The organism is Actinomycetospora aeridis (assembly GCF_037400275.1).
Lineage (GTDB): Bacteria > Actinomycetota > Actinomycetes > Mycobacteriales > Pseudonocardiaceae > Actinomycetospora > Actinomycetospora aeridis.
Genome location: NZ_JBBEGL010000006.1, coordinates 411,483 through 431,298, shown reverse-complemented (window position 1 = coordinate 431,298; position 19,816 = coordinate 411,483). Strand labels below are relative to the sequence as shown.

Annotated in this window: 22 protein-coding genes; 15 read left to right on the top strand and 7 right to left on the bottom strand. The window is 74.3% G+C overall.

The window, feature by feature from the left end:
- Positions 1–43: 43 nt before the first annotated feature.
- The 4 genes from WCD41_RS23305 to WCD41_RS23290 all read left to right on the top strand — a co-directional run bounded on the left by WCD41_RS23305 (position 44) and on the right by WCD41_RS23290 (position 3,869).
- Complete coding sequence (locus tag WCD41_RS23305; RefSeq protein ID WP_337716920.1) at positions 44–1,006, top strand: cyclase family protein; 963 nt, start codon at positions 44–46, stop codon at positions 1,004–1,006.
- Entirely contained in the window at positions 1,006–2,685 is a 1,680-nt protein-coding gene (locus tag WCD41_RS23300) for a class I adenylate-forming enzyme family protein (RefSeq protein ID WP_337716919.1), read from the top strand. The genes WCD41_RS23305 and WCD41_RS23300 overlap by 1 nt, the downstream gene beginning before the upstream one ends.
- A 138-nt stretch (positions 2,686–2,823) precedes the next feature.
- Positions 2,824–3,360 (top strand): DUF305 domain-containing protein, encoded by a 537-nt coding sequence (locus WCD41_RS23295; RefSeq protein ID WP_337716918.1) that lies wholly within the window; start codon positions 2,824–2,826, stop codon positions 3,358–3,360.
- Positions 3,357–3,869 carry an HAD family hydrolase gene (locus WCD41_RS23290; RefSeq protein WP_337716915.1) on the top strand — a complete coding sequence of 171 codons (513 nt, stop codon included), beginning with the start codon at positions 3,357–3,359 and terminating at the stop codon, positions 3,867–3,869. Before WCD41_RS23295 ends, WCD41_RS23290 begins: the two co-directional genes overlap by 4 nt.
- 5 nt (positions 3,870–3,874) lie before the next feature.
- Here the strand turns inward: WCD41_RS23290 and WCD41_RS23285 are convergent, their stop codons facing one another.
- The gene (locus WCD41_RS23285; protein ID WP_337716913.1) at positions 3,875–4,765 is read right to left on the bottom strand and encodes an isocitrate lyase/PEP mutase family protein; all 891 of its coding nucleotides are present in this window, start codon (positions 4,763–4,765) and stop codon (positions 3,875–3,877) included.
- Positions 4,766–4,865: 100 nt separating this feature from the next.
- On the opposite strand from WCD41_RS23285, the gene WCD41_RS23280 reads away from it, so the two are divergent.
- From WCD41_RS23280 to WCD41_RS23265, 4 genes are all read left to right on the top strand, one after another.
- Entirely contained in the window at positions 4,866–5,528 is a 663-nt protein-coding gene (locus tag WCD41_RS23280) for a GntR family transcriptional regulator (RefSeq protein WP_337716911.1), read from the top strand.
- Positions 5,525–6,133 carry an isochorismatase family protein gene (locus WCD41_RS23275; RefSeq protein WP_337716909.1) on the top strand — a complete coding sequence of 203 codons (609 nt, stop codon included), beginning with the start codon at positions 5,525–5,527 and terminating at the stop codon, positions 6,131–6,133. Before WCD41_RS23280 ends, WCD41_RS23275 begins: the two co-directional genes overlap by 4 nt.
- Before the next feature lie 281 nt (positions 6,134–6,414).
- Complete coding sequence (locus WCD41_RS23270) at positions 6,415–6,768, top strand: hypothetical protein (protein WP_337716908.1); 354 nt, start codon at positions 6,415–6,417, stop codon at positions 6,766–6,768.
- A 67-nt stretch (positions 6,769–6,835) separates the two neighbouring features.
- Positions 6,836–7,414 carry a TetR/AcrR family transcriptional regulator gene (locus WCD41_RS23265; protein WP_337716906.1) on the top strand — a complete coding sequence of 193 codons (579 nt, stop codon included), beginning with the start codon at positions 6,836–6,838 and terminating at the stop codon, positions 7,412–7,414.
- Here the strand turns inward: WCD41_RS23265 and WCD41_RS23260 are convergent.
- Positions 7,356–7,829, bottom strand: a complete 474-nt coding sequence (locus tag WCD41_RS23260) for a protein-tyrosine phosphatase family protein (RefSeq protein ID WP_337716904.1) — start codon at positions 7,827–7,829, stop codon at positions 7,356–7,358. The two genes, WCD41_RS23265 and WCD41_RS23260, sit on opposite strands and share 59 nt — an antisense overlap.
- 46 nt (positions 7,830–7,875) lie before the next feature.
- Complete coding sequence (locus WCD41_RS23255) at positions 7,876–8,781, bottom strand: LysR substrate-binding domain-containing protein (protein ID WP_337716902.1); 906 nt, start codon at positions 8,779–8,781, stop codon at positions 7,876–7,878.
- 58 nt (positions 8,782–8,839) lie between these two features.
- On the opposite strand from WCD41_RS23255, the gene WCD41_RS23250 reads away from it, so the two are divergent.
- From WCD41_RS23250 to WCD41_RS23230, 5 genes are all read left to right on the top strand, one after another.
- Positions 8,840–9,250 (top strand): Rieske (2Fe-2S) protein, encoded by a 411-nt coding sequence (locus WCD41_RS23250; RefSeq protein ID WP_337716900.1) that lies wholly within the window; start codon positions 8,840–8,842, stop codon positions 9,248–9,250.
- On the top strand, positions 9,237–9,521 hold the full coding sequence (locus WCD41_RS23245; RefSeq protein ID WP_337716898.1) for a hypothetical protein: 285 nt from the start codon (positions 9,237–9,239) through the stop codon (positions 9,519–9,521). The genes WCD41_RS23250 and WCD41_RS23245 overlap by 14 nt, the downstream gene beginning before the upstream one ends.
- Positions 9,518–10,726, top strand: a complete 1,209-nt coding sequence (locus tag WCD41_RS23240) for an amidohydrolase family protein (protein ID WP_337716896.1) — start codon at positions 9,518–9,520, stop codon at positions 10,724–10,726. Before WCD41_RS23245 ends, WCD41_RS23240 begins: the two co-directional genes overlap by 4 nt.
- 222 nt (positions 10,727–10,948) lie before the next feature.
- Complete coding sequence (locus tag WCD41_RS23235) at positions 10,949–11,803, top strand: siderophore-interacting protein (RefSeq protein WP_337716894.1); 855 nt, start codon at positions 10,949–10,951, stop codon at positions 11,801–11,803.
- 86 nt (positions 11,804–11,889) lie between these two features.
- On the top strand, positions 11,890–13,491 hold the full coding sequence (locus tag WCD41_RS23230) for a serine/threonine-protein kinase (RefSeq protein ID WP_337716892.1): 1,602 nt from the start codon (positions 11,890–11,892) through the stop codon (positions 13,489–13,491).
- 11 nt (positions 13,492–13,502) lie between these two features.
- Here WCD41_RS23230 and WCD41_RS23225 read toward each other — a convergent pair whose 3' ends face one another.
- Positions 13,503–14,630 carry a response regulator transcription factor gene (locus WCD41_RS23225; protein WP_337716890.1) on the bottom strand — a complete coding sequence of 376 codons (1,128 nt, stop codon included), beginning with the start codon at positions 14,628–14,630 and terminating at the stop codon, positions 13,503–13,505.
- Between the two features lie 113 nt (positions 14,631–14,743).
- Between WCD41_RS23225 and WCD41_RS23220 the strand changes: the two genes are divergently transcribed.
- Positions 14,744–15,154, top strand: a complete 411-nt coding sequence (locus WCD41_RS23220; RefSeq protein WP_337716889.1) for a RidA family protein — start codon at positions 14,744–14,746, stop codon at positions 15,152–15,154.
- A 66-nt stretch (positions 15,155–15,220) separates the two neighbouring features.
- Positions 15,221–16,573: an FAD-binding oxidoreductase gene (locus WCD41_RS23215; protein WP_337716887.1), complete on the top strand. Its 1,353-nt coding sequence runs from the start codon at positions 15,221–15,223 to the stop codon at positions 16,571–16,573.
- 79 nt (positions 16,574–16,652) lie between these two features.
- Here WCD41_RS23215 and WCD41_RS23210 read toward each other — a convergent pair whose 3' ends face one another.
- From WCD41_RS23210 to WCD41_RS23200, 3 genes are all read right to left on the bottom strand, one after another.
- Positions 16,653–18,227 carry an IucA/IucC family protein gene (locus tag WCD41_RS23210; RefSeq protein WP_337716885.1) on the bottom strand — a complete coding sequence of 525 codons (1,575 nt, stop codon included), beginning with the start codon at positions 18,225–18,227 and terminating at the stop codon, positions 16,653–16,655.
- On the bottom strand, positions 18,224–19,240 hold the full coding sequence (gene sbnA, locus WCD41_RS23205) for a 2,3-diaminopropionate biosynthesis protein SbnA (protein ID WP_337716883.1): 1,017 nt from the start codon (positions 19,238–19,240) through the stop codon (positions 18,224–18,226). Before sbnA ends, WCD41_RS23210 begins: the two co-directional genes overlap by 4 nt.
- Before the next feature lie 124 nt (positions 19,241–19,364).
- Positions 19,365–19,793, bottom strand: a complete 429-nt coding sequence (locus tag WCD41_RS23200; protein ID WP_337716881.1) for a PPOX class F420-dependent oxidoreductase — start codon at positions 19,791–19,793, stop codon at positions 19,365–19,367.
- Positions 19,794–19,816 lie beyond the last annotated feature (23 nt).

The window sequence follows — 19,816 nt, the reverse complement described above, 5'->3', positions numbered from 1 at the left end:
CGGGCACCGTGGGCCACCTCACGGTGATCTCGAGGAGGAGCTCATGGCCGACGTCCCGTCGATGCGGGAACTGCTGGGCGACAACCCCCCACAGAACTGGGGGAAGTGGGGCGACGACGACGAGGTCGGCTCCCTGAACTACCTCGACGCCGCCCAGGTGCTGCGGGGCGTCGCGAGCGTGAAGAGCGGGCAGGTGCTCACCCTCCAGTGCCCGATGGGCCACCCGCACGGGGACCCGGTCTTCCCGGGCCGTGAGGGCATCAAGCGCGAGATGGTCTGGGACCACGACGTCTTCGAGTCCGGCGAGGGCCCGAGCTTCCCGGGCGGCATCCGCGCCTCGGACGACAAGGCCGAGATCTTCCTCCAGGGGTCCTCGCAGTACGACGCGCTCGGGCACGCCTGGTACGACGACACGCTCTGGAACGGCCGTCACGCCGACACCACCAACGGCGGCGGCATGAGCTGGGCGTCGGTGCTGCCCATCGCGAACCGGGGGATCGTGGGCCGCGGCGTGCTCATCGACATGGCCCGCCACCGCGGCAAGGACTGGCTGGACAAGGGCGAGACGTTCACCCACCGCGACCTCGAGGACGCCGCCGGCAAGCAGGGCGTCACGATCGAGGACCGCGACATCCTGCTGATCCGCACCGGCTTCCTGAAGTACTTCTACGCCACGCCGGCGGACGAGTTCTACGAGGGCTTCGTCGAGCCGGGTCTGACGTACTCCCGCGAGCTCGTCGAGTGGTTCCAGAACAAGGAGATCCCGAACCTCGTCACCGACACGATCGCGAACGAGGTCACGGCCGACCCCGAGAGCGGCGTGCTGCTGCCCCTGCACGCCTCGCTGCTGCGCAACCTCGGCGTCAGCCTCGCCGAGATCATCTGGCTGGACGACCTCGCCGACGCCTGCGCGGCCGACGGGCGCTGGGACTTCCTCTACACCGCCGCCCCGCTGAAGATCCACGAGGCGACCGGCGCCCCGGTGAACCCCGTGGTGATCCGCTGATGGGGACCGCTGAGACATCCATCTATGGCTCCCGGCCCTGGCTCCCGCGCTACCGCCCGGAGTACCCGCACGACGTCGAGCCCGAGTTCTCCTCCGCGCTGGCGATGTTCTCCGACGCGCTGCGGCGTGCCCCCGAGACCGAGATCGTCCGGTACTTCGACGGGACGCTCACCCTCGCCGAGCTCGACCGGCTCTCCGACCAGTTCGCCGTCGCGCTGACCGACCGCGGCTTCGAGAAGGGCCAGCGGCTCGCGACGTACCTGCAGAACATCCCGCAGGTGCTCATCGCCGCGATCGGCACCTGGAAGGCCGGCGGCATCGTCGTCTCGATCAACCCGATGAGCCGGGTCCGGGAGCTGACGACGCTCCTGGGCGACTGCGAGGCCACCGCCCTGCTCGCCGAGGAGGACCTGTTCGGCCAGGTCGCCGCGGAGGTCGTGCCGACGATCCCGTCGCTGCGGATCGCGTGGACGACCTCGCCGCTGGAGTTCCAGACCCGCCACGACCCGCGGCTCTTCGGCGGCATGTCCCGCGTGCGCCACGAGGGCACCGAGGACATGTCCGAGGTGCTGGCCTCGGTCGGCGACCGCACGCCCGAGCCCGTGGAGCTCGCGCTCGACGACCCGGCCTTCCTCGGCTACACCTCGGGCACCACCGGGCCGCCCAAGGGCGCGATGAACACCCACCGCAACGTGGTGTTCAACGCCCGCGTCTACCGCGAGTGGTGCGGGCTGACCACCGAGGACTCGGTGCTCGGCGTCGCCCCGCTCTTCCACATCACCGGCGTCGTCGCGCACACCGCGGTCTGCCTGCTCGTGCCGATGCCGCTCGTGCTCGCCTACCGCTTCGAGCCGAACGTCATGCTCGACGCGATCCGCGAGCACCGCCCGACGTTCACCGCCGGCTCGATCACGGTCTTCATCGCGCTGATGAACACCGAGGGCGCGGTGAAGGAGGACCTGTCCTCGCTGGAGAAGATCTACTCCGGTGGCGCGCCGATCCCGCCGTCGACGGTGAAGGCGTTCTCGGCGCACTTCGGGCACTACATCCACAACATCTACGGGCTCACCGAGACGACCTCGCCCTCGCACGGCACGCCGCGGGGCTCGGAGGCGCCGGTCGACGAGGCGTCGGGTGCGCTCTCGGTGGGGGTGCCGGTGTTCTCCACCGTCGTGCGGATCATGCGTGACGACGGCAGCGACGCCGACGTCGGCGAGGTGGGCGAGATCGTCACCCGCGGGCCGCAGGTGGTGCCCGGGTACTGGAACAAGCCCGAGGAGACCGAGAACGCGCTGCGCGCCCCGGACGGGTCGGTCGAGCTCAAGACCGGCGACGTCGGCTACATGGACGACCAGGGCTGGTTCTACGTCGTCGACCGCAAGAAGGACCAGATCAACGCCGGCGGCTACAAGGTCTGGCCCCGCGAGGTCGAGGACGTGCTCTACGAGCACCCCGCGGTCCGCGAGGCGGCGGTCGTCGGCGTGCCGGACGAGTACCGCGGCGAGACGGTGAAGGCGTTCGTCTCGGTGCGCCCGGGGCAGAGCGTCGACCCCGACGAGCTCATCCAGTTCTGCAAGGAACGGATGTCGGCGTACAAGTACCCGCGGCAGGTCGAACTGATGGACGAGATCCCCAAGACCGTCACCGGGAAGCTCCTCCGGCGGGCGCTGCGGTCCTGAGCCCACCCCTTCCGGAGCGAACGGCCTATCGGCGTGCTGCATGGAATCCGCGGCAGTTCTAGGCGCGCGAAGGCCCCGTTCGCTCCGGGACGGGCCCCGCACGGCGGCGGCACGCGGAGTCCGCGACGATCGGTCGCGATGCTCCGTGTCCTCGCCGCCGTGCTGCTCGCCGCCCTCGTCGCCGTGGCGGGGTGCGCCGACGAGCCCGCGCCGGACCCGGCCGCCGTCGACGGGGCGTTCGTGGCCGCGATGGTGCCCCACCACGAGCAGGCCCTGGAGCTCACGGCGATGGTCGGCGGCCGGGACGCCTCGCCGGCGCTGCAGGCGATGGCCCTGCGCATCGACCGCGCGCAGGTCGAGGAGGTCGGGCAGATGCAGGGTCTCGTGCTCGCCCGGGGTCTGCCGGGCGCCGACCACGCGATGCACAGGTCCATGCCCGGCATGGCCGACCCGGCGACGCTCGACGCGCTGCGCAGCCTGCGCGGCCCGGCGTTCGAGCGGCTCTGGCTCGACACGATGATCCGCCACCACGAGGGCGCCGTGGCGATGGCGCGCGACTACCTCACCGCGGGCACCGACGACACCCTGCGCCGGTTCGCGCAGGTCACCGACGCGTCCCAGTCCGGGGAGATCGCGACGATGCGCCAGCTGCGGGCGGGGGCGACCGGCTCGTGAACGTCCCGACGGTGCCGATGCTGTTCGTGGAGATCGAGGGCGTGCTCCGCAAGACGCCCGACGACCTCGGCCGGCCGTGGAAGGGCCCGTTCGACATCGAGGTGTTCCCCGACGCCGTCGAGCGCCTGCGCCTGTGGAAGGGCGCGGGCGGGCGGGCGATCGGCTTCAGCCAGCAGGGCGGGGTCGCGCTGGGGGAGACCGACGAGCAGACCGCGGTGCGCACGCTCTGGACCGTCCGCGAGCGCGTCGCCAACCTGCTCGACCACGTCGTGCACTGCCCGCACCACCCCGAGGCGGCGATGCCCGACCACGCCCGGTGCTGGTGCCGCCTGCCGAAGCCCGGGATGCTCATCGCCGCGCAGCACGAGGTGTCCCTGCGCCAGCAGGAGCGCTACCCCCTCTGGATGGCGCTGCTCGTGGCCCGCTCGCCCGAGGCCCTGCAGGCGGCCTCGGACCTCGGGCTCGACCACCTCCACGGCGATGCGTGGCGGCGCGACGGGGGGCAGTAGCGGCGCTAGCTCGTGAAGCGCTTCTCCAGGTCGCGGATCTCGTCCAGGCCCTCGCGGGCCGCGAAGGCGTCCAGCCCGCCGATCTCGTCGAGCACGGCGGCCGGGGTGCCGTCGGCGCGCAGGCGCGCGAGCACCGAGCGCATCGCGGTGTCGGCGGCGAGCAGCGTCGAGACCGGGAACAGCACCAGGTCGAAGCCCAGTTCGGCGAGCCGGTCGTACGACAGGGGAGGGGTGCGCCCGCCCTCGGCCCAGTTGAACAGCAGGCGGTGTCCCTCCAGCGCGGTCGCGACCGTCTCGATGGCCTCCTCCGACGTCGGGGCCTCGACGAACAGGATGTCGGCGCCGGCGTCGGCGAACCGCTTCGCGCGCTCGATCGCGGCGTCCAGTCCCTCGACGGCGGCGACGTCGGTGCGCGCGATGATCACCATGTCGGGGTCGGTGCGGGCGTCGACGGCGGCGCGGACCTTCGCCTCCATGTCCTCGAGCGGCACGACGACCTTGCCCGCGAGGTGCCCGCAGCGCTTGGGCATCACCTGGTCTTCGAGGTGGAGCCCCGCGACGCCCGCCTGCTCGTACTCGCGGACCGTGCGGATGACGTTGATGGGGTTGCCGTAGCCGGTGTCGGCGTCGGCGATGAGCGGGACATCGATCGCGGCGGCCATCCGGCGCGCGTTGTCGACCATCTCGGCCTGCCCGAGCAGCCCGATGTCGGGGCGGCCGAGCAGGGAGGCCGTGGTGCCGAAGCCGGTCATGTAGGCGACGTCGAACCCGGCCTGCTCCACGAGCCGCGCCGAGTGGGCGTCGAACGCCCCGGGCGCGAGCACCGGCCGGCCCGCGTCGAGCAGCTCCCGCAGGCGGGCGCGGCGGTTGCCGGGACGGCTCAGCAGTGATCCCACGGCACGGCTCCTTGTGCACAACGACGGACGTCCGAGGGGGATCGTGCCTTGTCGCGCCGAGGAGCGCACCCTACGTTGCGTACAACACCGGGGAGGTGGGATGACGAGTACAACAGAACGACGCGGCGGCCGCGCCTCCGAGCGCGCGCTCGCCGACCTGCGCGAGGCCATCCTCGACGGCGACCTCGCGGCCGGCGTGCACCTCGGCGAGGTCGAGATCGCCGAGCGGCTCGGGCTCTCGCGGACCCCGGTGCGCGAGGCCCTGACGCGTCTCGCCGCCGAGGGGCTCGTCGAGCTCGAGGCCCACCGCGGCGCGCGTGTCACGTCGTTCTCCTCCGACGACCTCGACGGCATCTTCGCCGTCCGCCTCGCCCTGGAGCCGCAGGCGACCGAGCGCGCCGCCGCCCACGTCACCCCGGCCGACCTCGACGAGCTCGACCGGCTCGCCCGCCGGATGCAGGAGCTCGGCGCCCCGGGCCCCGGCCAGGACCTCGACGCCCTCGTCGACCCCAACCGCGAGTTCCACGCGCGCCTGCTCGAGATGGCCCACGCGCCCGCGCTCGCGGTGGCGCTGGCGAACGTCGTCCACACGCCGGTGGTGACGCGGACGTTCCACACCTACGACGCGGACTCGCTCGCGCGCAGCCTCGCCCACCACGCGGAGATCGTGGCGGCGCTGCGCGCCGGCGACGGCGACTGGGCGGGCGCGGTCATGCGCTGCCACCTCGGCAACGCGCGTGCGGTGATGGTGGTCGGGCCGTGAACCCCCACGGTGCCCCGTTCGCCGGCCGTGTCGGCTGGGGTCGTCAGCCGGCGCTCGTCGTCGTCGACCTCGTCCGGGCGTACGTGGAGCCGGAGGGCCCGTTCTGGCTCGGCACCGCGGACGTGCTCGGGCCCGCCGAGGAGCTCGTCGCGGCGGCCCGCGCGGCCGACGTCCCGGTGCTCTGGACCGTGGTCCGCTTCGCGCCCGACCTGACCGACGGCGGCTTCTTCGTCGCCAAGGTGCCGTCGCTGGCGTGCTTCGCCGAGGGCGCACCGGGCGGGTGGGGCGAGCTCGCGCTGGCGCCCCGCGACGGGGAGCCCGTCGTCGTCAAGCAGCACGCGTCGTCGTTCGCCGGGACCTCGCTGGCCGGCACGCTGCGCGCCCGGGGCGTCGACACCGTCGTCGTCGCCGGTGTCTCGACGTCGGGCTGTGTGCGGGCGACGGCCACCGACGCCCTCGCCGCCGGGTTCCGCCCGATCGTCGTCCGCGACGCCTGCGCCGACCGCACCGTGGCCCTGCACGACCAGAACCTCGCCGACCTCGACGCCAAGTACGCCGACGTCGTCGACCTGGCCGACGCGGTCACCCACCTCGGCGGCGGGTGACCCGGTCACCCGCCGGAACGAACGCGCCGTTCGCTGCTTCTAGCGCAACGAACAGCGCGTTCGCTGCTTCGCCGGCGCGCACCAGGTCACGGTCCGATCACGATCGTCTGCGCTCCGTGCCCGTCCCTCCCGGGGCGCGCGGAAGGCCCGGTTCGTCGGCCTCGACGGAGGTGAACGGGAGGTGTATGCCGGGCAGGGACAGACACCGACGACCCGACCGCTCCACCCCCTGGCGACCGGGCCGCCTCCGTCGCCGGGACCGTGCGAGGAGCGTGATCGCCGTGAGCGAGCGTCCGTTGTCCGACCGTCGTCGCCACGAGCACGCCGAGCTGGACTGGGAGGTCCGGGGCTGGGCCGACCCGCCGGGCCCCGGGCCCGACGTCGACGGCTGGCGCAGCCTCGGGTGGAGCGCGAACCACGACGACGCCGTCGTGCTCGCGAAGGCCCTCACCGAGGCGGGGCAGGTCGAGTACGCCGAGGTCTGGGGGCCGTGCGAGGAGGCCACGCCGGGCCGGGCGCGGGTGTGCGAACGCTTCCCGGAGCCCGACGCCGAGGAGCGGCGGGCGCTGTGGCTGCGCGCGGCCGCCGAGCACTACACCGACGGGATCGACCTGCCGCACCGCACCACGGTCTGACGTCGGTCACGGTCCCCGGGCCGGGAACGTAGGAGCTGCTACGTTCGATCGACCAGGGGGTGGCGACGTGACGGTGACCAACCGCGAGGGCTTCTTCGACGCCGCGATGAGGCTCCTGGCCCACGAGGGCCGGGCGGGTCTGCGTCTGGCCACGCTGTGCCGCGCCGTCGGCGTGACGAGCGGGTCGTTCTACCACCACTTCGGTGGCTGGGACGGCTTCGTCGACGCGCTGCTCGAGCACTGGGAGACCGTCGACACGCGCCGCCTGGCCGAGGTCGCCGGTCGCGAGCCCGATCCCGAGGGCCGCCTCGACGTGCTCAAGCACCTCGCCCTGACGTTCCCGCACGAGGCCGAGACCGCGATCCGCTCGTGGGCGCACGGCGACCCGCGCGTGGCGGTCGTGCAGGAGCGGGTCGACGAGCAGCGCCGGCGCGTGGTCGCCGACGCGCTCGTCGCCGCCGGGGTCGAGGACGGGCGCGCCGGCCGGCTCGCCGACCTCGCCCTCGCGGTGCTCATCGGGCGTCAGCAGCGCCTGGGCGCCACGGACGTCGGCGAGCTCCTGGCGCTGTTCGAGGAGCTCTCGGGGCTCACTCCCGTGGCTTCCACCGCGGGTCGTGGAGCATCTCGACGAAGTTCGGATTGTTGAGCGCGCCGGTGCGCGCCCGCCGGACGAGCTCGATGGCGTCGTCCGGGTCGTGACCGCCGCGGATCAGCGCGGCGGCCGAGAGCAGCCCGGACCGGTTGATGCCCGCCGCGCAGTGGATGAGCACCCGCTTGCCGTCATGGCGCATGTCGTCGACGAGGTCGGCGAGCCCGCGCAGGGTCGTGAAGTCGGGCGCCGGACCGTCCTCGATGATCCAGTGGACGTAGAACTCGACGTCCTCGAGCGGCAGGTCGCTACCGTGCAGGTCGAACACCGCGTCCCAGTGCTCGCCCGGCTCGGGGTCGCCCGACTGCCAGATCCCGGGGACGATCTCGTGCGGCGGCCAGGGTGGCGGCTCGGTGTCGAGATCGTCGCGCAGGTGTGCGGGGATGTACTCGTCGTCCCGCAGATCGTCCACCGGTGGCCCCTCCCGCCGTCGACGTCGTCGCCCTCCATCCTGGCGATCAGACGGCGGGCCCGCAGGACGTCACCGCCGTGGCGAAGGCCCGCGCCGTCGCGGTGGGCGCCACCTGGCCCGACCACGCCAGGACGATCGGCAGCGGCGCGGGCTCCTCGGCGATCGGCACCGCGACGACCTCCTCGCGCCGCCCGGCCTCCGGGTCGGCCTGGGCGAGCACCGTGAACCCCAGGCCCTGCCCCACGAGCGCGCGGGCGGTCTCGGCGTTGGCGGTCCGGTAGCGCACGCGCGGCGACAGGCCCGCCGCGAGGCAGACGCCGAGCGCGTGCTCCGAGCTCGGCGGCAGGTCCAGCAGCACCATGGGCTCCCCGGCCAGGTCGGCGAGCGCGACCGGCGCCTCGCCGCGTAGCAGCCGGTGCCCGCGGGGGAGCACGAGGTGGGGCGTGTTCGCCGAGACCGCGGTGAGCTCCAGGGCCGGGTCGAGACGGTGGTCGTAGAGCACGGCGACGTCGAGCTCGCCCCCGAGCAGCCCGCGGGCCAGCAGGTCCTGCGAGCCCTCGACGAACTCGACGCGCGCCCGCGGGTGGTCGGCGGTGAAGCGCCCGATCGCCGCGGGCAGCAGGCCGGGCGCGAGCGTCGTGTAGCAGCCGACGCGGACGGTGCCGGCGACCTCGCCCGGGTCGCCCGCGGCCGCGTCGGCCAGCTCGTCGGCCTCGCGCAGCAGCCGACGGGCCCGGCGCAGGGTCTCCTGGCCCGCGGGGGTCAGGCGGATCCCGTGGGCGCGGCGGCGCACGGTGAGCTGGGCGTCGAGGGCCCGCTCGAGCTCGTCGAGGGCCAGGGAGAGCGCCGATGCCGAGACGTGCAGGCTCGCCGACGCCCCCGCGAGGGTGCCGGCCTCCGCCACGGCGACGAAGTAGCTGAGCTGGCGGAGCGAATACGCAGGATTGCTCATGTATCAGCCCACATAGCTGAACTTTACAAGGGTTGTGGCCTGGCGCACGGTGGTCGGCATGACCACCACGCTCGACGGGTCGGCACCGCCGGCCCGGACCTACGACGTCGGCGCGAGCGACGAGATCGCGGAGCGCAGCCGGCTCGTCGTCACGCTCGGGACGGGAGGCGACGCCGTCACCGTCGGCGTCTTCCGCTTCCGCGACCGCCTCTACGCCTACGAGAACGTCTGCGCCCACCAGGGCGGGCCCGCCTGCCAGGGCCGGATCGTCTCGCGGGTGCGCGAGCGCCTCGACGCCGAGCAGCGCAGCCTCGGCCTCGTCTTCGACGACGCCGAGATGCACATCGTCTGCCCCTGGCACGGCTTCGAGTACGACGTCACGACCGGGCGCCACCCCGGCCGGCCGGACTACGCGCTGCGCCCGGTGACGGTCGCCGAGGAGGGCGGGCGGATCCGTGTCACGGTCTGAGCGCATCGCCTCGCTCGTGGAGGAACTGACCACCGAGGTCGACGCGGGCCTCGGCGACGGCGCGATCGCGGCGCTCGACCCGGACGTCGCGCGCCGGCTCGTCGCCGTCGCCGCGCGTCTCTACGCGGTCGGCGCCGAGGAGGGCGCGCACCCCCTGCACGGGACGGACGTGACCCCCACCGAGTCGGTCGTCCTCGCCACCGCCGCGCTCAAGGCGCACGACCTCAACCCGTTCGACCTCGCCCTGTGGTTCTCGAGGAGCAGTTCATGACCATCGACGACGGTGTCCGCCGCCTGCCCACGCAGGAGATCACCACCCACACCGACAGCCGCGAGATCCTCGCGAACGCCGCCCGCGACACCGAGCGCTACGGCCTCGACGAGTACTTCATCGTCGACGTCGACTCCCACCACGTCGAGCTCGACTCGTGGCCGGAGATCCTCGAGTTCCTCGACTCGCCGGTGCTCAAGGACACCGCGCACCAGATGATGCGCAACTGGCCGCAGGCCTCGCACCTGGCGCTGCACAACCACCCGCCCGGCCTGACGATGCAGGACGTCTCCGGGCGCATCCCGCACCAGGCGTCGCTGGCCGAGGAGACCCCCGGCGCCGGCTCGGGTGCCGAACGCGACGTGACGCTCGTGCGCCGCGCGATGGACGCGATGAGCATCGACGTGCAGGTGGTCTTCCCGCAGCCGATGCTGGAGACGGGCCTGCACCCGCAGCCGCAGGTCGCGAGCGCGCTGCTGCAGGCCTACAACCGGTGGTTCACCAGCCAGATCCTTCCGCGCGAACCGCGCGTGAAGACGATGCTCGGCCTGCCGTTCGAGGACCCCGAGGCCTGCCTCGCAACCGTCGAGGAGTTCGCCGACCACCCCGGCGTCATCGGTTTCCTCGTCACCAGCCAGCGCCACGCGGGCGTGCACCGCAACGCCTACATGCCGCTCTACCGGATGCTCGAGGAGCGGGGTCTGCCGATCGGCTTCCACGCCGGGCCGAACCAGGCCGACTCGATGACGTCGACGATGAACCGCTTCCTGTCGGCGCACGCGATGAGCTTCGTGACGTGCAACATGACCCACATGACCAACTGGGTCATCAACGGGATCCCCGAGCGGTTCCCCGGGCTCAAGACCATCTGGATCGAGAGCGGACTGGCCTGGGTGCCGTTCATGATGCAGCGCCTCGACCACGAGTACTACATGCGCCAGTCCGACGCCCCGCTGCTGACGAAGCCGCCGTCGCACTACATGCGCGAGATGTACTACACGTCGCAGCCGATGGAGTGGACCGACGACGCGCTGCTCGAGGCGACCCTGCGCGCCATCGACGCCCCGAACTCGCTGATGTACTCGTCGGACTGGCCGCATTGGGACTTCGACGTCCCCGGGCGCATCGCGTCGCTGCCGTTCCTCGACGACCACGCCAAGCGCAACATCCTCGGCGAGACCGCGCGCAAGGTCTTCGGCCTCTGACGCACGGGGGTGGGTCAGCGTGGCGGCCACGCTGATGTTGGACGTCAGGAAAGGCGCCACGATCACGTGCCCGGTTCGGGTGTGTTCCTCCGACGTCCTCGGCGTGTCGCCGTGTTCGATGTCCCGCTCGGCGCCCCGGACGGTTCCGGGGTGGCTCGATCCAGCTTGGTGAGGCTAGCCTTCCTCGCATTCGGGCGATCGGGAGGTGAGGGCGTGGCGAGGATGGCGGTCCTTCCGGACCTGCGCGTCGCCGGGTCGTCGCAGCTCACACCGCGGATGCGTCGCGTCACCGTCCGCGGTGAGGCCCTCCGTACGGTGGGTCCGGTGCCGCCGGCCGCGCACGTGCGGCTGCTCTTCGGCGACCCCGGTGCCGAGGTCACCCTGCCCGTCGCCGGGCCCTCCGGACTGACGTGGCCGTCGGACCTGAACCGCCCGTACGCCCGCAGCATGACCGTCCGCGCCCTCGACGCCGGGCGCGGCGAGATGACGATCGACGTCGCCCTGCACGGCGACTCCGCCGCCGGGCGCTGGGCCTGCGCCGCCCGCGCCGGCGACCCCGTCGGCGTCGTCGGTCCCGGCGGCGGCTGGACCCCGCCCGCCGACGCCCGCGCGGTCCTGCTGGCGGGCGACGAGACCGCGCTCCCGGCGATCGCCGCCCTGCACGAGGCCCTCCCGGCCGAGCTGCCGATCGACACGGTCGTCGAGCTCGCCGACCCGGCCGACCAGCAGGAGCTCGCCCGCCCCGTCACCTGGGTCCACCGCGACCGCGGCGGCTCGCTCGAGGAGGCCCTGCGCCGGCACGCCGTCGTCAGCGGCGTCGCGGTGTGGGTCGCGGCGGAAGGGCACGCCGTCAAGGCGATCCGCGAGCACCTGCGCCTCGACCGCGGGCTCGCGCGCAGCCACTGCCATGCCATCCGCTACTGGACGCGGGGCCGCTCGCACGAGGACTCCGACGCGACGTTCGGCGCCGCCCGCGCCGAGGCCGCCCGCCGGGGCATCGACCTCGTCACCACCCAGGACGTGCACGAGATGAGCTACGAGCTCATGACCGGCGGGTTCCGGCTCCCGACGCGCTGAGCACTCACCCACATGATCGACGCCCGTCTCGGGCAGACTCCCGGCACCGGTCCGGGACGAGGCAGCGAGATGAGCGGAGAGTGCGGGTGGCCGACGAGGGCGAGCTGATCGCCGAGCGCTACCGCGTCCGGACGCGCGTCGGGCAGGGCGCGATGGGCGTCGTGTGGCGGGCGGAGGACGAGCGGCTGCGCCGCGAGGTGGCGCTCAAACAGGTCTCGCTGCCGGCCGGCGCCGACGAGCAGGCCCGCGAGCAGGCCCACCGCCGGGTCTTCCGCGAGGGCCGGATGATCGCCCGGCTGCACCACCCGCACGCGATCGCGGTCTACGACGTCGTCGAGCACGACGGCCGCCCGTGGCTCGTCATGGAGTACCTGGCCTCCCGCAGTCTCGCCGAGGTCCTCGTCGCCCACGGGCCGCTCGTGCCCGGCCGCGTCGCCCTCGTCGGTCGCCAGGTCGCCGACGCGCTCGCGGCCGCCCACGACGCCGGGATCGTGCACCGCGACGTCAAGCCCGGCAACGTCCTGCTCGCCGACGACGGGCTCGTCAAGGTCACCGACTTCGGCATCGCCCGCGCCGTCGACGACGTCACCCTCACCTCGACGGGGATGATGGCCGGCACGCCCGCCTACCTCGCGCCCGAGGTCGCCCGCGGCGGGACCGCCGACTTCCGCTCCGACGTCTACTCGCTGGGCTCCACGCTCTACGCCGCGCTCGAGGGCGCGCCGCCCTTCGGCTCCGGTGACAACCCGCTCGCGGTGCTGCACCGTGTCGCGTCGGGCGAGTACGCCCCGCCGGAGCACCGAGGCTCGATCACGGCGCTCGTCGAGTCCCTGCTGCGCCCCGACCCCGAGCGCCGCCCCACGATGGACCAGGTCCGTGACGACCTCGCCCGGCTCCTCGCCACGGAGGCCGGCACCGAGGAAGGGCCGGTGACGCCGTTCCTGGCCCGCCGCGAGCCGGCCCCGGTTCCGGCGCCGTCCCCACCCGCGACCCCGTCCCCTCCCGCGACCCCGGCCCCCGTCGCCGCGCCCCCGCGGCCCCCCGAGGCGCCCCCGGTCGCACCCCCGGTCGCACCCGACACCCGGCCGGCGACGACGGCCCCGGTGGCCGCCGCACCCGAGTCCGAGCCGGAGCCGGAGCCACCGGAGGCCGCCCGTCGGCGACGCTGGCCCTGGGTCGCCGCGGCGGTGGTCGTGGTGGCGGTGGTCGGCGTGCTCACGGCGGCGCTGCTCGGGGACGGCACGGGCGGGCGCCCGGGGGCGTCCGTACCGGGCAGCACCGCCGCGCCGGAGGCCCCGGGCGTCGGATCCGGCTCGGGATCGACCGAGGGGTCGACCGGGGGATCGAGCGGCTCGGTGGCGCTCGCCGGCAGCCCGGAGGACCAGGCCCGCCAGCAGGCCGTGATCGACTACTACGCCCTGATCCCGGACCGCCTCGACGAGGGCTGGCAGCGGCTCACGCCGTCGTTCCAGCAGGGCACGGCGGGCGGGTTCGACGGCTACCGCGGATTCTGGGGCACGATCTCGCAGGTCACGGTGCGCGGGGTGTCGCCCGCGGGGGGCGACGAGGTCGACGCCACCGTGACCTACCGCTACGCCGACGGCCGCGAGGTCGACGAGCGCACGGTGTTTCGGCTCGTCGCCGCCGACGGCACGTGGAAGATCGACGGGCAGCGCCAGGCGGGCTGAGGCCCGTCACGTCAGGTCGCGAACCACCCCGACGGGGCCAGGGCGCCGCCCTCGACGAGGTGGGGGACGTAGTGGTCGTTGTAGATCCGCGCGATGAGCTCGCGGCGGCTGCGGACCCCGACCTTCCCGAAAATCTTCTTGAGGTGGTCCTGCACGGTGTAGGCCGAGAGGTGCAGCCGGCTCGCGACGTCGGCGGTGTCGACCCCCGCCAGCACGAGACCGACGACGTCGCGCTCCCGTCCGGTGAGCCCGTAGGACGCGACCACCAGCGGGATCACCTCGGGCGGGCGGGCGTCCTCGAGGGTGACGACGACGTCGGCGACGGTGCCGCCACGGCCGACCATCGGCGACGCGTGCGCGACGACCCAGCGCCCGGAGCGTGAGCGCAGGCGCGCGCGGGGCATCGGGGCGCCCGGGTCGGCGGCGCGGCGCCGGGCCGCGCCGACGATCGCGCACACCACCTGCGGCAGCGGCGCGTCGCCCAACGTGCCGCCGCCGAGGTCGGTGACGCGCTCCTGGGCCCCGACGTTCGCCGACACGACCTCGTCGTCGGCGCCGACCACGATCACCGCCGGCCCGCCGCCGTCCGCGACCACCGCGAGATCGGCGGCGCCGACCACCAGGCCGGTGCGCAGCCCGCGCGCGAAGCCGGCCGACACCGACGTCACGAACTCCTGCTCGGCCGGGGTGAAGGTGCGCCCGCCCTGGTGGAACAGCGCGAGCCCGCCCCACGTCGCCCCGTCGGCGGCGAGCCCCGCGCGCAGCTCGTCGGAGTAGTCCCAGACGGGGGAGAACATCTCGGCGAAGCGGCGCGACCGCGCGGGGTCGCCCCCGGTCTCGGCGGCGAGCGCCGCGACCGCGCCGGGCCGGCGGGACACCTCGCGGAAGTCGTAGACGTCCTCGACCTCGTACTCGTAGTAGGACCACTCGAGGTCGTGCTGGTCGTCGACATCGCCCCACTTCACCGTCGCGGTGACGAGCTCGGTGGCCGGGTCGACGGTGCACAGGCACGCCGCGGAGAACGGCAGCGCCCGGCGCAGGACCTCGATGGCGGAGGCGCCGAACGTCGGCCAGTCCAGACCCGCCGCGGCCAGCCCGTCGATCTGCGTGCGCACGCGCTCGGCACTCACCGCGGTCATGTCACTGACTGTAGCTCCTGCTGTGGCGAACGAGGGATCCCAGATTTCTGGGGTGGGAGCTCCCCAGAGCGCTGGGATGGGCGCCGGACGATCGTGGTCGCAGGCTTCTCGGCATGACACAGCAGCTCACCGGTCCGTACCGGATCAACCCGACGTCGTGGAACGCCGGCTTCCGCTACGACCAGGCCCAGCTCCGCTCGGCACCGGCCCGGCTACTGACCGTGGCCGGGCAGGGGTCGATCGACGCCGACGGAGCTCTCCTGCACGAGGGTGACATGTCCGCCCAGATGTCCCTCGCGATGGCGAACATCGAGGACCTCCTCGCCCGCGGCGGCATGGACCTGCGCGACGTCACCCGCCTCGTCGTCCACGTGACCGACATGGACGCCGCCCTCGCCGCCTACGGCGCGATCACCGAGCGGCTCGACGCCGCCGGCGCCACCCCGCCCGCGACGCTCGTGGCGGTCGCCCGCCTCGCCGTCCCCGGCATGGCCGTCGAGATCGACGCCACGGCCGGTCGCTGAACCCGTTCCGCCCCGCCCGGACGTCCAACCCGCGTCCGGCACCGCCTTCCCCGAGAGGACCCCGTCATGACCACCTCGATCACCACCCCGACGACCACCCCGACCTTCGTCCGCCCCGACGACCCCGCCTACGTCGCCGCCGTCGCCCCGTTCGTCACGACGACGACGCCACGCCCCGACCTGGTCGTGGAGGCCCGCAGTCCCGCCGACGTCGCCGCCGCGATCCGGTGGGCGGGGGAGGAGGGCCTGCCCGTGAGCGTGCAGGCCACCGGTCACCAGCTGCTCAGCGACCTCGCCGGCTCGCTCCTGGTCTCCACCCGCCACCTCGACGACGTGCGCGTCGACCCCGTCACCCGCACCGCGGTCGTCGGCGGTGGGGCCCGCTGGCAGCAGGTGATCGCCGAGGCCACGCCGCACGGGCTGGCCCCGATCTGCGGCTCGTCGTCGCACGTCGGCGTCGTCGGCTTCTGCCTCGGCGGCGGGCACGGCCCGCTGTCCCGCGCGTTCGGCACCGGCGCCGACCAGGTCCGCCGCCTCCGGATCGTCACCGCCGACGGCGTCGAGCGCGACGTCGACGCGACCCGCGAGCCCGACCTGTTCGACGCGCTGCGGGGCGGCAAGACCGGCTTCGGCGTCGTCACCGAGATGGAGATCGCGCTGCACCCCGTGTCCCGCCTCCACGGCGGCGGCATCTTCTTCCCCGGCGAGGCGTCGCCGCAGCTGCTGCACACCTGGCGTGAGTGGGTCGCCACGCTGCCCGACGAGGCGTCGACCTCGGTCGCGCTGCTGCGCCTGCCCCCGGACCCGTCGCTGCCGCCGCCGCTGCAGGGCGCGTTCGTGACCCACCTGCGCTTCGCGTTCCTGGGGAGCGCCGAGGACGGCGCGGCGCTGCTGGCCCCGATGCGGGCCGTGGCCGAGCCGGTCGCGGACATGGTCGGCGAGATGCCGTTCGCCGCGATCGACACGATCCACTCGGACCCGACCGAGCCGATGCCGATCTGGGACGACGGGGCGACGCTGCGTGCCCTGCCCGCCGAGGCCGTCGACGCGCTGCTCGCCGTCGCCGGCCCGGGCGTCGACACGCCCCTGATCATGGCGGAGCTCCGGCACCTCGGCGGGGCGATCGAACGGCGTCCCGAGGGCGGGCACGACGCGGTGGCGGGCCGGGACGCGGCGTTCGGGCTCTACGCGCTGGCGCCGATGTTCCCGCCGGTGGCGGCGATCGCGCCGGCCGCGGCGCGCGGCGTCGTCGACGCCGTCCGGCCGTGGGCCAGCGGCGGGCTCCCGAACTTCCAGGGCCCGGCGGGCGGCGGCCGGCTCGGGGCGTGCTGGGACGACGCGACCGCGGCGTTCCTGGCCGGCGTGCGCGAGGCCTACGACCCGGCCGGGATGTTCCGGACGGTGGGGTTGATCGCCTGACGCGCCGGTAGGTCTACCCCGACCGGCCTATGTGAGTGAAATTGTGGGCTATAGCCCACAATTTCACTCACATGGGGCGTCAGCGGACCGCCCGCAACGGGTTCGGCACGCGCACCACGCCCGCGGGCATGCTCGTGCCCGGCGACGGCCCGCGCTCGAGCAGCGGGCGCAGCACCGAGCGGTAGGGCCAGGTGTCGGCGTCGAGCAGGACGCTCTGCAGGGCGTGGCGCACCACCGGGCTGCGCGTCGCGTCGACGGCCCGCTCGACGGCCCGCCGGATCACCGACCACCAGTGCGTCTCCGGCCGCCCGGTCGCCCGCACCAGCGCGTCGGCCACGCCACCGAGCCCGACTTCGACGGCCAGCGTCGCGAAGAAGCCGATCAGCGCGCCGGGGGTGTCGAGGAGCAGCGACTGCGTCCCGCCCGGCGCCAGGCGGTAGGCCGGGTCGGGCACCGAGAGCCACCGCGGGTGGACGCGCACGGCGTCGTGGTCGCGCAGCACGACCCGCACGACCCGCTCGCCGTCGAGGTCGAGCAGCACGTTCTGCCCGTGCATCTCGGGCAGGACGCCGTGGCGCAGGAACCCGATCCCGGTCGCGACGACGGCCTCGGTGACGGACTCGAACAGGGCCGGCGAGACGTCGCCCCACGCCAGCGCCGCCAGCGGGAGACGGCGCGTCCCGGCGGGCGGGGGCAGCCGGCGCACGAGGGCGGCGAGGTGGCCGGGACGGTCGTGGAACTCGTCGCTCCCGTCGGGCCGCGCGAACCCCGACCACGCCGTCTCGTCGGCGACGGCGACGCGCGTGGCCAGGGCGGGGTCGGCGGCGAGCACGCGGCGCAGCACCTGCTCGCCGCGCTCACCGTGGTCGAGCGAGCGCGCGCCGAGCAGCCGCGCCGAGCCGAGCGTCGTCACCCCCATCGGGAGCTTGAGGTGCCGGCCGTCGCCGAGGTCGAGGGTGCGCAGCGACGCCGTCGCGACCCCGGCCACCCCCACCTCGGCGCCCCGCGCCAGCGGCACGACCACCCCGTCGGCGAGCTCCGGCGCGAACACCCGCGGCAGCACGTGCGCGCGGTCGAACGGGTGCACCGGCAGGGCCCGGTAGCCGTCCGGGGCGTCCGGTGCACCCTCGACGTCCGCCGGCCGGCGGCCGTGGCGCAGGTGGTCCGCCCGCACCGCGACCCAGTCCGGCGCCACCGTGCGGCCGGGGCCCCAGCGTCCGAGGTCGTCGCGGGTCCAGCCGACGACCGCCCGCGCGGACGGGTGGAACGGCCGGCCCCGCGCAGCCGCGCGCTCCTCGCCGGAAGGGCCCGGGTCGGTCCGGGTGTGCTCGACGGCCGTGGCGACGTCCTGGGCGACGACGTCGCGGCAGGGGGCCTCGGGGGCGAGCAGCGCCAGGACCTCGGCGGGATCGGTCACTTCGCGCAGCGACGGGCCCACCAGCACCGGCCCGTCGGCGTACCGCGTGCGCCGGAGGACCCCGCCGGGGCGCGCGCACCACGCGAGGCACCCCCCGTCGGGCAGCCGGAGCCGGACCCACGCGCCGGGTCGGCCCGCGGGCCCCGGGCCGAGCGGCACCGACGCCAGCCCGGCGACGTCCTCGGCGACGGCGGCGTCGAGCAGGTCGCGCAGGACGAGGGTCGCGGCTGTCGTCACGAGCCGCGCCGGGCGCGCGCCCGGTCGAGCCAGGCGTCGTCCCACACGCGGTCGAGGTACCGGTCGCCGCGGTCGGGGAAGATCGCGACGATCCGCGCGGGCGGGGTCAGGTCGCGCACGACGCGGCGCACGGCGGTGACCACGGCGCCCGTCGACCCGCCGGCGAAGATCGCCTCGGTGGCCAGCAGCTCGCGGCACGCCTCGGCGGCCGTCGCGTCGTCGACCGCCTCGACGCGGTCGATCTCGTCGGGGGAGTGCAGCTCGGGGACCCGGCTGGACCCCAGGCCCGGCAGCTCCCGCCGCCCGCCGGGGCCCCCGAAGATCACCGAGCCGACGGCGTCGGCGGCGACGACCTCGAGCGGGTCGCACACCTCGCGCAGTCTGCGGGCACAGCCGAGCAGGCTGCCGGTGGTGGAGACGGCGCCGACGAGGTGGGTGGGCGGCACGATCAGCGCGTCGGCGATCTCGGCGCCGGTGCCGTGGTAGTGCGCGAGCCAGTTCCGGTCGTTGGCGTACTGGTTGATCCAGACGGTGTCCGGCGTCGTGGCGAGGAGCTCGTGCACGCGGGCGAGCCGCGTGTGCAGGTAGCCCCCGGCCTCGTCGGGCTCGTCGACGGCCTCGACGTCGGCCCCGAGCCCGCGCATGATCGCGACGTTGGCGGGGCTGGCGTGCGGGTCGACGACGCAGGTGAACGCGAGTCCGTGCAGCCGGGCGACCATGGCGACCGCGACCCCGAAGTTGCCCGAGCTCGACTCGACCAGGCGGCTCCGTGGGGGGATCGACCCGTCGGCGAGCCCACTGTCCACGATGTAGCGCGCCGAGCGGTCCTTCATGCTGCCGCCCGGGTTCATCAGCTCGAGCTTGGCGAGCACCTCGACCCCGGGGTCCGGGAACAGCCGTCCGAGCGCCACCAGCGGCGTCGACCCGACCGCGTCGAGCACGGTGTCGTGGACCGGCTCCAGGTCCGTGCGATCACCGGCGAGGCCCGCTCGGGGCCCACGGGCGAGGGTCACTCCCACCTCCGTCGCGACGCGGCTGGGCCGGGGTGGGAGACCGCGGAGAGCGGTCCCGCCCCGACCCAGGCAACCCTAACCACGGGTCGGGCCGTGCCGATCGGGTGACCGGAGGGGGTCCGGATCAGCCCGCGTTGTCGGGAACGTCCGAGGCCTTGACCTGGCCCCAGCCGTGCCAGCGGTCCACCTCGATCCACGCCGCCACCCGGGCGCGGTCACGGATGGGGTAGGGATCGCCGGTGTAGTGCTTCGACGCGCGGTCGATGATCGCGAGGTCGGTGTCGTCGGCCCACTCGACCACGCGGCCCTGGATGCTGACGTGGGTGTACCAGTCGTCCTCGGCCAGGATGGTGATCGAGGCCCGCGGGTCGTTGCGGAGGTACTCGACCCGCTTGCGCTGGGCGTCCATGTTCACGAGCACCCGGCCGTCGTCCCAGAGGTACCAGGTGGCGACGGAGACGGGCTGCCCGTCACCGCGGATCGACGTGATCACGCTCGGGTTGGGGCGGGCCAGCAGCTGCTGGACCTCGTCGGGCAGCGGGGGCTTCGGCATGCGTGTCCTCTCGACGGTGATCT